The 13,154-nt window shown below is 69.6% G+C and carries 11 protein-coding genes; 4 read left to right on the forward strand and 7 right to left on the reverse strand.

Annotated features, from left to right (window positions below; genetic code table 11):
- Positions 1-182: 182 nt before the first annotated feature.
- The 3 genes from ACGFNU_RS13730 (at position 183) to ACGFNU_RS13740 (ending at position 3,939) form a co-directional block, all read left to right on the forward strand.
- Positions 183-1,337, forward strand: coding sequence for a sensor histidine kinase (locus ACGFNU_RS13730; RefSeq protein ID WP_392593270.1), 1,155 nt, complete (start codon positions 183-185; stop codon positions 1,335-1,337).
- 267 nt (positions 1,338-1,604) lie between these two features.
- Positions 1,605-3,722, forward strand: coding sequence for an excinuclease ABC subunit UvrB (gene uvrB / locus ACGFNU_RS13735; RefSeq protein ID WP_392593272.1), 2,118 nt, complete (start codon positions 1,605-1,607; stop codon positions 3,720-3,722).
- A 46-nt stretch (positions 3,723-3,768) separates the two neighbouring features.
- On the forward strand, positions 3,769-3,939 hold the full coding sequence (locus tag ACGFNU_RS13740; protein WP_392593273.1) for a hypothetical protein: 171 nt from the start codon (positions 3,769-3,771) through the stop codon (positions 3,937-3,939).
- 319 nt (positions 3,940-4,258) lie between these two features.
- On the opposite strand, the gene ACGFNU_RS13745 is transcribed toward ACGFNU_RS13740, so the two are convergent.
- The 5 genes from ACGFNU_RS13745 to ACGFNU_RS13765 form a co-directional block, all read right to left on the reverse strand.
- Entirely contained in the window at positions 4,259-4,927 is a 669-nt protein-coding gene (locus ACGFNU_RS13745; RefSeq protein ID WP_392593275.1) for a C39 family peptidase, read from the reverse strand.
- Positions 4,928-5,010: 83 nt separating this feature from the next.
- Positions 5,011-5,673, reverse strand: a complete 663-nt coding sequence (locus ACGFNU_RS13750; RefSeq protein ID WP_392593277.1) for a C39 family peptidase — start codon at positions 5,671-5,673, stop codon at positions 5,011-5,013.
- Between the two features lie 355 nt (positions 5,674-6,028).
- On the reverse strand, positions 6,029-7,168 hold the full coding sequence (gene fahA, locus ACGFNU_RS13755; protein WP_392593279.1) for a fumarylacetoacetase: 1,140 nt from the start codon (positions 7,166-7,168) through the stop codon (positions 6,029-6,031).
- Complete coding sequence (locus ACGFNU_RS13760) at positions 7,165-8,496, reverse strand: hypothetical protein (protein ID WP_392593281.1); 1,332 nt, start codon at positions 8,494-8,496, stop codon at positions 7,165-7,167. Before ACGFNU_RS13760 ends, fahA begins: the two co-directional genes overlap by 4 nt.
- A gap of 38 nt (positions 8,497-8,534) precedes the next feature.
- Positions 8,535-9,725 carry a homogentisate 1,2-dioxygenase gene (locus ACGFNU_RS13765; protein WP_392593282.1) on the reverse strand — a complete coding sequence of 397 codons (1,191 nt, stop codon included), beginning with the start codon at positions 9,723-9,725 and terminating at the stop codon, positions 8,535-8,537.
- Between the two features lie 365 nt (positions 9,726-10,090).
- Here ACGFNU_RS13765 and ACGFNU_RS13770 point away from each other — a divergent pair, with 365 nt between their 5' ends.
- Entirely contained in the window at positions 10,091-10,780 is a 690-nt protein-coding gene (locus tag ACGFNU_RS13770) for an IclR family transcriptional regulator (RefSeq protein ID WP_392593284.1), read from the forward strand.
- A gap of 1 nt (position 10,781) precedes the next feature.
- Here ACGFNU_RS13770 and ACGFNU_RS13775 read toward each other — a convergent pair whose 3' ends face one another.
- Positions 10,782-11,432 carry an NADPH-dependent F420 reductase gene (locus ACGFNU_RS13775; RefSeq protein WP_392593285.1) on the reverse strand — a complete coding sequence of 217 codons (651 nt, stop codon included), beginning with the start codon at positions 11,430-11,432 and terminating at the stop codon, positions 10,782-10,784.
- Positions 11,433-11,825: 393 nt separating this feature from the next.
- Positions 11,826-13,034, reverse strand: a complete 1,209-nt coding sequence (locus ACGFNU_RS13780; protein WP_392593287.1) for a hypothetical protein — start codon at positions 13,032-13,034, stop codon at positions 11,826-11,828.
- Positions 13,035-13,154 lie beyond the last annotated feature (120 nt).

Below are 13,154 nucleotides of genomic sequence, written 5' to 3' on the forward strand. Positions count from 1 at the left end.
TGGCGGTGGCGTCGCGGCAGCAGGGGGGCGGCGTGGCGGCAGTAGGGGTGGCAGCGCGGCGGCAGCGTGGCGGCGGCGGGTCGGCGGCGTGGCGGCGACGGCCGGTGACGGGCCGGCGGAAAGGGATACGCAGCGGTATGCACCTGGCCTGGTCGGGCAATGCCGCGCTATAGGCTCGTCTTATGCGCTTTCGGAACTGGTGGTCGGCGCTGTGGCCGACACGTCGGTCTCGTGCGCTCGACCTCTCCCTGGCCGCCGGTACGGCGGTTTTCGACGGGGTCGTGCTGTGGTTTGCGCCGCAGGAGTTCTGGCTGCCGCACCAGGTGGTCTCGATCTGCAGCGTGATCATGGCCCTCGGCCTGGTGGTCCGGCGCCGCCATCCCGTCGGGCTCTCGGTGTTCATGGTGGCGTTCGGCACGGTGATGGGCGCCGGCATCGTCAGCCCCTTGATCATCTTGTACTCGCTGGGGGCGTACGCGGCGTCGCGGCGTACCGGGATCATGATCGCGCTGGCCGGCTGCGCCTCGTTCCTGATCCTTCCCGGCCCGACCGCGACCGACGACCCCTTCCTCGCGCGGGCGACGTTCGGCGTGGCGTTCACGGCGCTGCCGGTGGTCCTGGGCCTCTACATGGGCGCCCGCAAGCAGCTGATCGCCACCCTCCAGGAGCGGACCCGGCGGCTGGAGCGCGAGGTGCACCTGCTCGCCGACAAGGCCAAGGCCGAGGAACGCACCCGTATCGCCCGCGAGATGCACGACGTCGTCGCCAACCGGGTGAGCGTGATGGTCGTCCACGCCGGGGCGCTCAAGGCCGTGGCCAAACGCGATCCCGAGCGGGCCGCCGAGACGGCCGCGGTGATCGGCGACATGGGCCGCCAGGCGCTGGACGAGCTGCGGCAGGTCATCGGGGTCCTGCGGCAGGGCGAGCAGGCGCTGCCGCAGAGTTCGCCGACGCTGGACGATCTCCGTGCCCTGGTCGGCCAGTCCACGTCCGCCGGGCTCCGCGCCGATCTGCGCGTCCACGGAGAGGAACGTGCCATCCCCCCAGCGGTCGGCAGGACGGTCTACCGGCTGATCCAGGAGGGCCTCACGAACGTCCACAAGCACGCCGGCGACGCCGACACACGGATCGGCCTGCTGATGCTGCCGGAGGCGGTCGAGGTGGAGATCGAGAACGCCGCCGCGGAGAGCGTGCCCCAGCACGGCCTCCCCAGCGGCGGCAACGGCCTCGTGGGCCTCCGCGAACGGGTCTTGGCGCTGGGCGGGACGTTCGAGGCGGGCCCCTGCCCGAACGGCGGCTACTCCGTCCGGGCGCGCCTCCCCCTGCCCGCCGCTTGAGCCGAGCCGGGACCCGGCGGACTGACCGACGGATCCTGGCGCTCGACCCGCGGGTTTCGGCGGCTGACCGGCGGATCTCGGCGGCCTGGCCGCCCGCCCAGCGGATGTCCGCGGCCTGACCGGCGGATGTCCGCGGCCGGGCCGCCCGCGGACCCCGCCTCCTGACCCGGAAATACCGCGAGGCGGCAGATTGTCGTAGCCCCTGCATAGAGTTGGGGGAAGCGGGTCGACCTGGCCCGCCGGGGTTTGATCAGGGAGATTGAAGGCATGCGGCCGATCACTGACCTGCAGCGCAAGGTGGCGCCGTTCGAGGTCGTCACGGAGATGACGCCGTCCGGCGACCAGCCGCAGGCGATCGCCGAGCTGGCCGAGCGCATCGGGCGGGGCGACAAGGACGCGGTGCTGCTGGGCGCCACCGGTACCGGCAAGACCGCCACGATCGCCTGGCTCACCGAGAAGCTCCAGCGGCCCGTCCTGGTCATGCAGCCCAACAAGACGCTGGCCGCCCAGTTCGCCAACGAGCTGCGCGAGATGATGCCGCGCAACGCGGTCGAGTACTTCGTCTCGTACTACGACTACTACCAGCCTGAGGCTTACATCCCGCAGACCGACACCTACATCGAGAAGGACTCCTCGATCAACGACGAGGTCGACCGGCTGCGGCACTCGGCGACCAACTCGCTTCTCACCCGCCGCGACACCGTCGTGGTCGCCTCCGTCTCCTGCATCTACGGCCTCGGCACCCCGCAGGAGTACGTCGACCGCATGGTCCAGCTCCGCGTCGGCCAGCAGATCGAGCGCGACGACCTCCTCCGCCAGCTCGTCGGCATGCAGTACACGCGCAACGACCTGGCGTTCACCCGCGGCACGTTCCGGGTCCGCGGCGACACGGTCGAGATCATCCCGCAGTACGAGGAGCTCGCCGTCCGCATCGAGATGTTCGGCGACGAGATCGAGAAGCTCGCCACCCTGCACCCGCTCACCGGCGAGGTGATCACCGAGGACGACGAGCTCTACGTCTTCCCCGCGTCCCACTACGTCGCCGGGCCCGAGCGCATGGAGCGCGCGATCGGCGGCATCGAGGCCGAGCTCGAAGAGACGCTGGCCACCATGGAGCGCCAGAACAAGATGCTCGAGGCCCAGCGCCTGCGCATGCGCACCACCTACGACATCGAGATGATGCGCCAGGTCGGCACCTGCTCCGGCATCGAGAACTACTCCCGCCACATCGACGGCCGCTCGGCGGGCACCGCGCCCAACACCCTGCTCGACTTCTTCCCTGAAGACTTCCTCCTCGTGATCGACGAGTCCCATCAGACCGTCCCGCAGATCGGCGCGATGTACGAGGGCGACGCGTCCCGCAAGCGCATGCTGGTCGAGCACGGCTTCCGCCTACCCTCCGCGATGGACAACCGGCCCCTCAAGTGGGAGGAGTTCCTGGAGCGCATCGGCCAGACCGTCTACCTGTCGGCGACGCCCGGCTCCTACGAGATGAACCGGGTCAAGGGCGACGTCGTCGAGCAGGTCATCCGCCCCACCGGCCTGATCGACCCCGAGATCGTCGTCAAGCCCACCAAGGGCCAGATCGACGACCTGATCCACGAGATCCGGCTGCGCACCGAGAAGGACGAGCGCGTCCTGGTGACCACCCTCACCAAGAAGATGTCCGAGGACCTCACCGACTACCTCCTCGAGCTCGGCATCCAGGTCCGCTACCTGCACAGCGAGGTCGACACGCTGCGCCGCATCGAGCTGCTCCGCGAGCTGCGCGCCGGCGAGTTCGACGTCCTCGTGGGCATCAACCTCCTGCGCGAGGGCCTCGACCTGCCCGAGGTCTCCCTCGTCTCGATCCTGGACGCCGACAAGGAGGGCTTCCTCCGCTCCGAGACGAGCCTCATCCAGACCATCGGCCGCGCCGCCCGTAACGTCTCCGGCCAGGTCCACATGTACGCCGACACGGTCACCCCGTCGATGGCCCGCGCGATCGACGAGACCAGCCGCCGCCGCGCCAAGCAGCAGGCCTACAACGAAGAGAACGGCATCGAGCCCACCGCGCTCCGCAAGAAGATCGCCGACATCCTCGACTCGCTCGCCCGCGAGGACGCCGACACCGAGACCCTCATCGGCGGCGCCGGCCGCCAGCAGAGCCGCGGCAAGGCCCCCGTCCCGGGCCTGGCGTCCCGCCGCAAGGAGGCCGGCCGCCACGCCGCCGACCTCGTCGGCGAGCGCCCCCGCGAGGAGATGGAGTCGCTCATCGAGCAGATGACCGCCCAGATGCACCAGGCCGCCACCGACCTGCAGTTCGAGCTCGCCGCCCGCCTCCGCGACGAGATCAAGGAGCTCAAGCGTGAGCTGCGCGACATGAAGGAGGCCGGCGTCAAGTAACCGGCGGTCCTTCGCTTCCGTCCCCACGGACGCACATGGCGTATCTATGGAGAAACGCGCGGCCGACCGCGGCGGACACCATCTGGCCCGCTCCACCGCCGCCGACATGTTGTCCGGCAAGCGCATACCCAGCCAGGTCGTCCTGCTGACGTTCGTCCAGCCTGCGGCCTTCCCGCCGACGGCCTCGGCGCCTGACGGCAGGCCTGGGAGCAGATGACGCTCGCCGAGGACGTGCGCGGCACCGCGGTCGCCCGGCTCGAACACCTGCCCGGCTCCGGGATCTTGCGTGGCCGCTCCCGTTTGCGCCGAGCCCCTGCGATATGGAGGGATTTCACTCCAGGATCCGGCTCGCCTCGCTGTCCGGCCAGGGAACGGGCCACTCCCGCACAATGAGTTGGTCTCTGGCGCTCGTCCGGCGACGTCCTGCCGGGCACCGGGCAGGCCTTGCTCGCACGCGAAAGGCCCCGCCATCGAGGGGCCAATGGCGGGGCCGGTCTTTCGCGCGCGGCGTCAGCGCTTGGGGTCAGCGCTTGGGGTCAGCTCTTGGCGGCGACGGTGCCGTAGCGGCCGCCCTTCTTGACGCTCGCCCAGGACTTGGCCAGGGACGCGGTGTGGTAGGTGTTGTCCCACGGGTCCCACCAGAGAATCTTGGTGCCGGAGCCCGTCGTGTAGCCGCGGACGACCATCAGATGGCCGGTCTTGTTGTTGACCTGGCTGCCCCACGGCTTGTAGCCGAAGAGGACCCGGTACGCCAGCGCGACCTTCTTCGAGCCGACACCGGCCTTGACATTGGTGAGGAACGCGCTCTGCGAGCCCGGACGCAGCGCGACCACGTCGTACTGGCCGCTCCCGTAGGTGCTGAGGGCCTTGCGCAGCCCGTTGCGGAAACCGGGGTTGCTCGTGCCGCTCGACTTGGTGCCCATGTACCCGGCCAGCTTGCTCTGGCTGGGCAGGCCACTGCTGATCAGGCGGGAGAGCAGGGCCCGTCCGGCCGCCGGGGCGCACCAGTAGTCGCGCTGCTGCTTCTGGACCTTGATGCTGACTGATTTGGTCGCCGCGACTTCGGCGGAGGGCGCCGGGGCGACGACCGCGGCCCGCGGCGCGGTCTGCGCTGCGTGGGCCGGAGCGACGGTGGCAGCGGCCAGCAGCGGCGGTGCCAGGATGGCGGCACCGATGAGCGCCGTCATTCGGGGGGTTCGCGTCATACTCGGGAATTATGTGATCTTTCGGCGGCCGGGCATCAGGGCCCCTGGCACCAACTTGCCGTAGTGCCAGGGGTGCGCGCCGATCAGGCCTTGGAGGCCACGTGGCCGTGACGGCCGGCCTTCTTGACGCTCGCCCAGGACTTGGCCAGGGACGCGGTGTGGTAGGTGTTGTCCCACGGGTCCCACCAGAGAACCTTCGGGCTCGATCCGGTGGTGTAACCGCGGACGACCATGAAGTGGCCCGTCTTGTCGTTGACCTGGCCGCCCCACGGCTTGTAGCCGAAGTAGACCCGGTAGATCAGGGCCACCTTCTTGGAGCCGACACCGGCCTTGATGTTGGTGAGGAACGCGTTCTGCGAGCCCGGACGCAGCGCGACCACGTCGTACTGACCGCTTCCATAGGTGCTGAGGGCCTTGCGCAAGCCATTGCGCAGCCCGGCGCCCGTGGTGCCGCTCGACTTGGTGCCCATGTACCCGGCGATCTTGCTCTGGCTGGGCAGGCCACTGCTGATCAGGCGGGAGAGCAGCGCCCGTCCGGCCGCCGGGGCGCACCAGTAGCTGCGCTGCTGCTTCTGGACCTTGATGGAGACCTTCTTGGTCGCCAGGACGGACGCGGGCGGCGCGGGCGCCGTCGAAATGACGGGATGGGCCGGTGCGGCGTGCGCCGGAGCGGCGACGACGCCGAGCAGAGGTGGAGCCAGGACGGCCGCGCCGATGAGCGCCGCAATTCGGGGGGTTTGGGTCATGGTTGGCGATTATGTGATCTTTCAAGAAGCTTCAAATAGGGCCCGTGGCACTAATCTCGAAACAGTGCCACGGGCCTAGCTGAAACTGCGCCGAACCACTTAGTCGCGATGACTCATTTCTCGTTTGGCTTCCCACCCGCACGAAGAGCAATTCACGACGTCCTGCCGTTCCACACCGTGCACCATCTGCTCAGGCACACGGCGGGGCTCGGGGGCGCGGCGGGCGGGTGACCAGCCGCCGTCTGTGCAGATCTTCGACAGCTGTCGTGGCTACGCCCTGACGTCGATCGAGCCCATCATCGCCCTGGAATGCCGCTCATGACCGCTTGACTGTGAGCCGCTGCCTCGCCGAAGGTCATCGCCTGGGTGGGAGGACGCGGCCGGTCACCTCGCCCAGAGAGACGTCGCCCCAGGAGCCGCTGATGGTGACCTCGTCGCCGTCCTCCAGGAAGGTGCGGGTGCTGCCGTCGGGGAGCTTGAGCGGGTCCTGGCCGCCCCAGGCGAGCTCGATGAACGAGCCGCGCTGGTCGGGGGAGGGGCCGGAGACCGTGCCCGAGGCGTAGAGGTCGCCGGTGCGGAGGGACGCGCCGTTGGCGGTCATGTGGGCGAGCATCTGGGCCGGTGACCAGTACATCGCGGCGTACGGGGGCCGGGAGACGGTGTGGCCGTTCAACCGAAGGGCCAGGGAGAGATCCAGGCCCCATGGCTCCTCCTCCCGCAGGTAGGGGAGGGGCTGCGGATCCTGGGCGGGTGTGGGTACGCGGGCACCGGCCAGGGCGTCCAGGGGGACGATCCAGGGGGAGATGGAGGTGGCGAACGACTTGCCCAGGAACGGGCCGAGCGGCACGTACTCCCAGGCCTGGATGTCGCGGGCGGACCAGTCGTTCACCAGGCACACGCCGAAGACGTGATCGGCGAACGCACTGGTCGGCACGGGCTCGCCGAGGGGGGACGGCGCGCCGACGACGAAGCCCACCTCCACCTCGACGTCCAGGCGCCGGGAGGGGCCGAAGCCGGGAGTCTCCTGGTCGGGCGGTTTGCGCTGGCCGGTGGGCCGGACGATGCCGGTGCCGGACGGCACGACGGTGCCGGAACGGCCGTGGTAGCCGACGGGAAGGTGCTTCCAGTTGGGCAGGAGCGGCGCGGAGTCGGGACGGAACATCCGTCCGAGGTTGGTCGCGTGCTCCTCGGACGCGTAGAAGTCGACGTAGTCGGCGACCTCGAACGGCATGTGCAGACGTACGGCGCCGAGGGGATGGAGCGTCGCCTGGTGGCCGTTGCCCAGGATGTCGGTGATCCGCTCGCGGACCTCGGTCCAGCGGGCGCGTCCCTGGGCCATGAACGGGTTGAGGGACGGCGTGGCGAAGATGGGGTCGCCGAGCGTGGCGGCGAGGTCGAGCACCTCGTCGCCGAACCGGACGCCGACGCGGGGCGCGTCACCGGCGATGGAGAACACGCCGTACGGGAGGTTGCCGAGCCCGAAGCCGTCGGTCATTGCCGTCCTTCCTCAAGGCCGAGGCCGAGGTCCCGGGCCTGGTCGATGGGTGTGCGCGTGCTGCACGAGCCGTAGCTGACGAACGTTCGCCGCAGCCGGTCGACGGCCCGCTCGTCCAGTGCCTTGAGCCAGCCGGTCAGCTCGGCCGGATCGGTGATCTCCAACGCCGTCCGCACGTCGTACGTCTCGGCACCGGCGACCGCCTCGGCCGTGGCCAGCAGGAGATTGAGGTAGCCGTGATGGGTGAAGCCGGTCGTCGGGTCGCGGTGCCGCACAGCCTCGTGCAGTCCCGCCGTCGCCTTGACCGGCACCCCGGCCGCCACCGCCGTGACCAGCGCGCCGGCCAGCGTTGACGGACTCGGGAAGAGCTCGGCCCGGAGACCGCCGCAGCGCAGCTTCAACCCTTCGTTCTCCTGGAGGGCACGGACGGTCTCGGGAACCCGCTCGTACGAGGCGGGCTCGAAGAAGATCGGAACCGAGCCCCGAGCGACCTTCCGCACGATCGCCATGGCGTCCTCGATCCCCCCGACCACCGCCGCCCCAACCGCTGTTCCGACCGCCGTCGTCCCGGCCGAGTCGTCCGCCGCAGCCCCGGCCGTCGCCGTCCCGTCCGCCGTCGCTCCGACCGTCATCCCGACCGCCGTTGTCCCTGCCGCCGCCCTGGGCACCGTCGCCCTGGCCGAGTCGTCCGCCGCAGCTCCGGCCGGTGCGACGTCCGCCGCCCCGTCGGTCGCCCTGCCGGCTGCGTCATCTATCGCGTCGTCCGCCGCGTTCGTCGCGCCGCCCATTGGCCCGGCCGCTGCGTCGTCTATCGCATCGTCCGCTGCCGCGTCGTCCGCTGCCGCATCATCCGCCGCGTCGCGCATCGCTCCGTCCGCCGCCGCCCCGTCCGTCTCCGCCCTGATCGTTGCGTGGCGCATCGCTGTGTTCGCCGCGTCGCGCATCGCTACGTCAGCCGTGTCGCGCAATGCTGCGTCCGTCGCGTCGGCCAGCGCCCTGTTTGTCGCGTGGTCCGTCGGTCTGTGTCCGAGGATCGCGGCGAGCGGCACCTCCAGGAGGGCGATCTCCAGGCGGGGGTCGATGTCGATCTCGGCGAGCGCGTCGGCGAGGCCGTCGGTCCCGGTATCGGCGATGAGCCCCACCCGGAGCCGATGGCCCCCGTTCAAGCGGCTGCGCAGCTCGCCCAGCCGGCTCGCCGGGCACAGGAACCGGTGGCTGAGCATGGGATGCCGCCCGGCCTGGTCGTCGATGTGCCGCCGCACGGCATCGGCCATGTCGAGCGCGGTGGGCGGGAACAGCCCCGCGTCGTCCACCAGCGCGTCCAGCAACCCGCCAGGCTGCGGCGTTGCCTGTGTCTTCGATGGCGTCAACGGCGGCCGCCTGCCCACGTCCAGGCGTACGCCTCGTCCTCGCAGGCCAGCCCGCCCTCACCGACCTGCAGCGGCCTGAACGTGTCGACCATGACGGCCAGCTCGTCGAAGAACTCGGCGCCGATGCTGCGTTCGTACGCGCCGGGCTGCGGCCCGTGCGCGTGCCCTCCGGGGTGCAGCGAGATGGAGCCCTGGCCGATGCCGGAGCCCTTGCGCGCCTCGTAGTTGCCGCCGCAGTAGAACATCACTTCGTCGGAGTCGACGTTCGAGTGGTAGTAGGGCACCGGAATCGACAGCGGGTGGTAGTCCACCTTGCGCGGCACGAAGTTGCAGATGACGAAGTTGTTGCCCTCGAAGACCTGGTGGACGGGCGGCGGCTGATGCACGCGGCCGGTGATCGGCTCGAAGTCGGCGATGTTGAACGTGTAGGGGTAGAGGCAGCCGTCCCAGCCGACGACGTCGAACGGGTGCCGCGGGTAGACGTACCGCGTCCCGGTGATCCCGCCTCGCGCGCCGCGGTGCTTGACCAGCACCTCGACGTCCTCGCCGTCGACCTCCAGCAACCCCTCGGGCCCGTGCAGGTCGCGTTCGCAGTAAGGGGCGTGCTCCAGGAGCTGCCCGAACTTCGACAGGTATCGCCGCGCGGGCGTGATGTGGCTGCTCGCCTCGATGCAGTAGAGCCGCAGCGGCTCGTTGCCTTCCGGCACCCATCGGTGGGTCGTCGCGCGCGGCAGGACGACATAGTCGCCCCGACCCACCGGCAGCGCGCCGAAGACGGTCTCCACCGTCCCCGCGCCCGACTCGACGTAGACGCACTCGTCGCCGAGCGCGTTGCGGTAGAGCGGCGAGGACTCCCCAGCCGCCACGTACGACAGGCGCACGTCGTCGTTGCCGAGCAGCAACTGCCGGCCGGTGACCGCGTCCTGAGCCTTCCAGTCCTGCGTGAGGTCGTGCGTCTTCAGGTGCCGGGGGCGCAGCGGATGGTTGGGGGTGACCTCCAGGCTCGGTGGCTCCCACGGCTGCGCGTCCACGATCGCGGACGGGATGTGCCGGTGGTAGAGCAACGACGAGTCGGACGAGAAGCCCTCCTCGCCCATGAGCTCCTCGAAGTACAGGCCCCCCTCCGGGGTGCGGTGCTGCGTGTGGCGCTTGGGCGGTACGTTCCCGACCCGCCGGTAGTAGGCCACGACCCGACCTCCTCTGTGTCCGACTTCTTGGCGTTCGACTCAGAAGTCCGATAATCGGATTCGGCTACCCGATTATCGGATAGCCTACGAAGGTGGGCCCGCTCACGTCAATGCCGGGTACGAGAGGCCGGGCGCATCAACGCCCGCCGCGCCAAAGTCGGCGACGTGGACCGGGTACGCGGACTCAGGGCACGGTGCGCGGGCCCCGGTGCGCGGGCTCGGGTACGCGGGCACGGTGCACGGGCTCGGGTACGCGGGCTCGGGTACGCGGGCTCGTGTTCGGGCTCGGGCACGCGGGCTCGGGGCACGGTGCACGGGCTTGGGCCCAGGCACGTCAACGCCGGTCACGTCAATGAGGGGAACGGATGCCGGAGATATCCAAGACCGCCGACCAGGCGCTGGCGCTCCTGCTGAACGTGGCGGAGCACGGCCCCGGCACGGCCGCCGAGCTGGCCGAGCGCCTCGGCATGCATCGCACGGTGACGCACCGCCTCCTCGCCACCCTCGAAGGTCGCGGCTTCGTCCGCCGCCATGCCCGCGGCTACGGCCTCGGCATGGTTCTGCGGCACCTGGCCGACTCCGTGGAGAACGACCTCCTGGCCGCCGCCCGCCCGATCATGGCGGAGCTCAGCACCACGACCGGCGAGACGATCACGCTCCACGTCCGCGAGGGCGACGAGATCGTCGTCGCCGACCGCGTCCTCGGCACCCGCCACCTCGTCAAGGTCGACTACCAGCCCGGCCATCGCCGTCCCCTCACCGCCGGGGCCGCCGGACGCGCCATCCTGGCCCATCTCGACCCGCCCCCCGTCCCGGCCGACGACCCCGCCCGGCTCACCGAGATCCGCCGCACCGGCCACGACCACTCCCATGACGAGCTCCGCGCCGGTGTCAGCGGCGTCGCCGCCCCCGTCTTCTCACCCGCCGGAGTCGAGGCCGCCCTCAGCGTCGTGGTCCCGGTGAGCCGGGACGGCGACCTCACCACCTGGCTTCCCGCCCTCACCACCGCCGCTCAGAAGATCACCGCTCGCCTGGGCGGCTGCCCGGCGTCCTAGCTCATCCGGCTGCGCGCTGGACGGCGATGTTGAAGTCCTGGGTGCCGAGGGCCTGAGCGAGCGCCACCCAGAGCACAACGTACTGCTCGATCGGACGCGCCGTGGTGAGCGGCCCGAGGTCGAGGATCTGATCCGGGCCCCAGCCGAGGTCGCCGAGCAGGCGCTTCGTCACGTCCTTGGCCTCGTCGTCATCGCCGCTCACGAAGATGTGATGGGGGCTTGGGACACGCGACGGATCGGCCATCACGGCGTTGTTCACGGTGCACAGCGACTTGACCACCCGCGCGCTGGGGAACGTCCGCTGGATGTGCTCGGCGAGGCTGATCCCGTTCTCGAACGTAACGGCACGCGGCCCGTCAGAGAAGTCGAGCGGGTTGGCCACGTCCAGCAGTACCTTGCCCGCCAGATTGGCTGCACCCGCGGCCGTCAGGGCCTCGACCGACACCTGGCCGGGCGTGGCGTTGACGATCAGTTCGGCGGACGCGGCGGCGCCCTCGAACGCGTCGTGCCGCCCGCCCGTCTCGGCGGCCCACGCCACCGCCGCCGTGTTGCCGGCGGTCCGCGACCCGAGGGTCACCTCATGGCCCGCCTCGATGAGCTTCCCGGCCAGCCGTCGCCCGACCTCGCCGGTGCCCAGCACTGCGATCTTCATTCCGCTTCCCTTCGTCTGCGGGAAGTATCGGTACCGGTCGCCGGTGGCGTCCAAGAGTTGTCGTCATAACCGATGGTTATGTGAGGCGAGCGACGAGCTGGCCGAGCACGGCGCGCGTCCCGTTCGGGCCCACCCTTGATCCGATCGTCGAGGGTTTGGGGTGACCACGCCGTCGGGGTGTGCCCGGAAAGTCGGCGGCGGCGTCTTCGTTGTGTATGGGGCCTGGGTGGACGGCGACCGCAGCCCTCAGCAGGCAGAAGTACTCGACGGCCGACGTGGGAGTGGCAGGCATTCCGAACGACACGTCGGCGAGCGTGCTCTTCGGCCGGTAGCGGCGAGGGACGGCCGGTCGCGAACGCGTACGCTCGGAGCGGCGGCCGGACGTGACGCGCGTTAGACGCTTGCGGTCTCGCGCAGGCTCTTTACCGGGTGCGGGCCTTCGGGCTCGGAACGGTATTCGTGGCCGAACATCTGGCGGTGGTCGTCGATGACTCGTTCGCTCGGCGGCTTCTCCCCGCCCATGAGCTCCTGCTGCATCTTTTCGAACCGCTCGTGGGCCTCGCGCACATAACCGGCGCCGAGAGTCGTTATGTCGATCTGAGTGGCCAAAAGCTCCCGCAGGTAATCCTTGTTGGGCTCGAACTTCACGGGCGGCGGCAGATGCGGAGCGAGGATGCTCTCGGGGTCGCGGCCGTCGTGGCGGCGCATGAGGTCGCAGGCCAGGCGGAGGTGTTCGAGTTCCATGTTGAGGTGGAGTTCCCAGATGGCCTTCACCTTGGGGTCGGTCTCGGTCTCCATGAACGAGTGGTAGAGGTAGCACTCGTTGTATTCGTGGTTGACCAGTCGTTCCCACCAGGTCTCACCCGGATCGACCAGCGACTCGTAATGCGTGACGTGCTCTTCCTCGATGAGCCCGATCTCCTGGTAGAGCTGACGGGCGATCGGCTCCATGTACATCGGGCCGACGTTCATGTAGAAGTTCATCGTCTGCTGCTCGGCCGACATGACGGTCAAGGCATGCAGCTTGGACAGCGGCTCGGCGGTGTTCTTGTCATACGGATCGCGTAGGTTGTCGGCCGGATGCCGGTGCTCCACGACGGTCGGCCGGCCGGGCATGATCTCGGTGAGCTCACCGACGATCTTCTCCGCCTTGCGGTGCTCGATCATCTCGTACAGGTTGGCGTACCGGTAGAGGTGGTCGAAGTCTTCGAGGACGCCGAACTCGTACGCCTGCTTCAGGTAGGCGTCGGGTTCCATCCGCGCGATCCACGCGGTGAGGTCGACGGCGACCTGCTCGTAGGAGATCGTCGTCTCCAGGACGGAGGCCTGGCCGGGCAGCAGCCAGTTCACGACCTTCTGCTGTTGCTGCTCGATGTAGCGCACCTCGGCCATCTGCCGCTTGATCTCAGGGTCGGGGCAGATCCGGTTGAAGTGGTGGCTGAACATGATCGCCTCCACCTCGATGCCGTTCATCGTGATGATCCGGCACTTGGTGTACGGATCGCTCCGATCCGGATCGACCGGCTCGACGTCGAGCTCCCGCCAGTTGCGCACCTGGCGTTCCAGCGGAATGCCCCTGTGTTCGAGCGGATTGAAAGACATTGCTCCCCCGGCCCTTCTCCGCATGCATGACTTGCATGACTTGCATGACTGCTCCCTCGCGTACCCGACGCGCGTGCTCATTCACGTGCAGCTCAAGAAATATGCACATTCCTGGCCGAG

Origin of the sequence: Spirillospora sp. NPDC048911, from assembly GCF_043198015.1 — a bacterium.
GTDB lineage: Bacteria > Actinomycetota > Actinomycetes > Streptosporangiales > Streptosporangiaceae > Spirillospora.

Coding starts and splice junctions, on each gene's coding strand:
- ACGFNU_RS13730 (WP_392593270.1), top strand. CDS start 183: ATGCGCTTTCGGAACTGGTGGTCGGCGCTGTGGCCGACACGTCGGTCT.
- uvrB (WP_392593272.1), top strand. CDS start 1,605: ATGCGGCCGATCACTGACCTGCAGCGCAAGGTGGCGCCGTTCGAGGTC.
- ACGFNU_RS13740 (WP_392593273.1), top strand. CDS start 3,769: ATGGAGAAACGCGCGGCCGACCGCGGCGGACACCATCTGGCCCGCTCC.
- ACGFNU_RS13745 (WP_392593275.1), bottom strand. CDS start 4,927: ATGACGCGAACCCCCCGAATGACGGCGCTCATCGGTGCCGCCATCCTG.
- ACGFNU_RS13750 (WP_392593277.1), bottom strand. CDS start 5,673: ATGACCCAAACCCCCCGAATTGCGGCGCTCATCGGCGCGGCCGTCCTG.
- fahA (WP_392593279.1), bottom strand. CDS start 7,168: ATGACCGACGGCTTCGGGCTCGGCAACCTCCCGTACGGCGTGTTCTCC.
- ACGFNU_RS13770 (WP_392593284.1), top strand. CDS start 10,091: ATGCCGGAGATATCCAAGACCGCCGACCAGGCGCTGGCGCTCCTGCTG.
- ACGFNU_RS13775 (WP_392593285.1), bottom strand. CDS start 11,432: ATGAAGATCGCAGTGCTGGGCACCGGCGAGGTCGGGCGACGGCTGGCC.
- ACGFNU_RS13780 (WP_392593287.1), bottom strand. CDS start 13,034: ATGTCTTTCAATCCGCTCGAACACAGGGGCATTCCGCTGGAACGCCAG.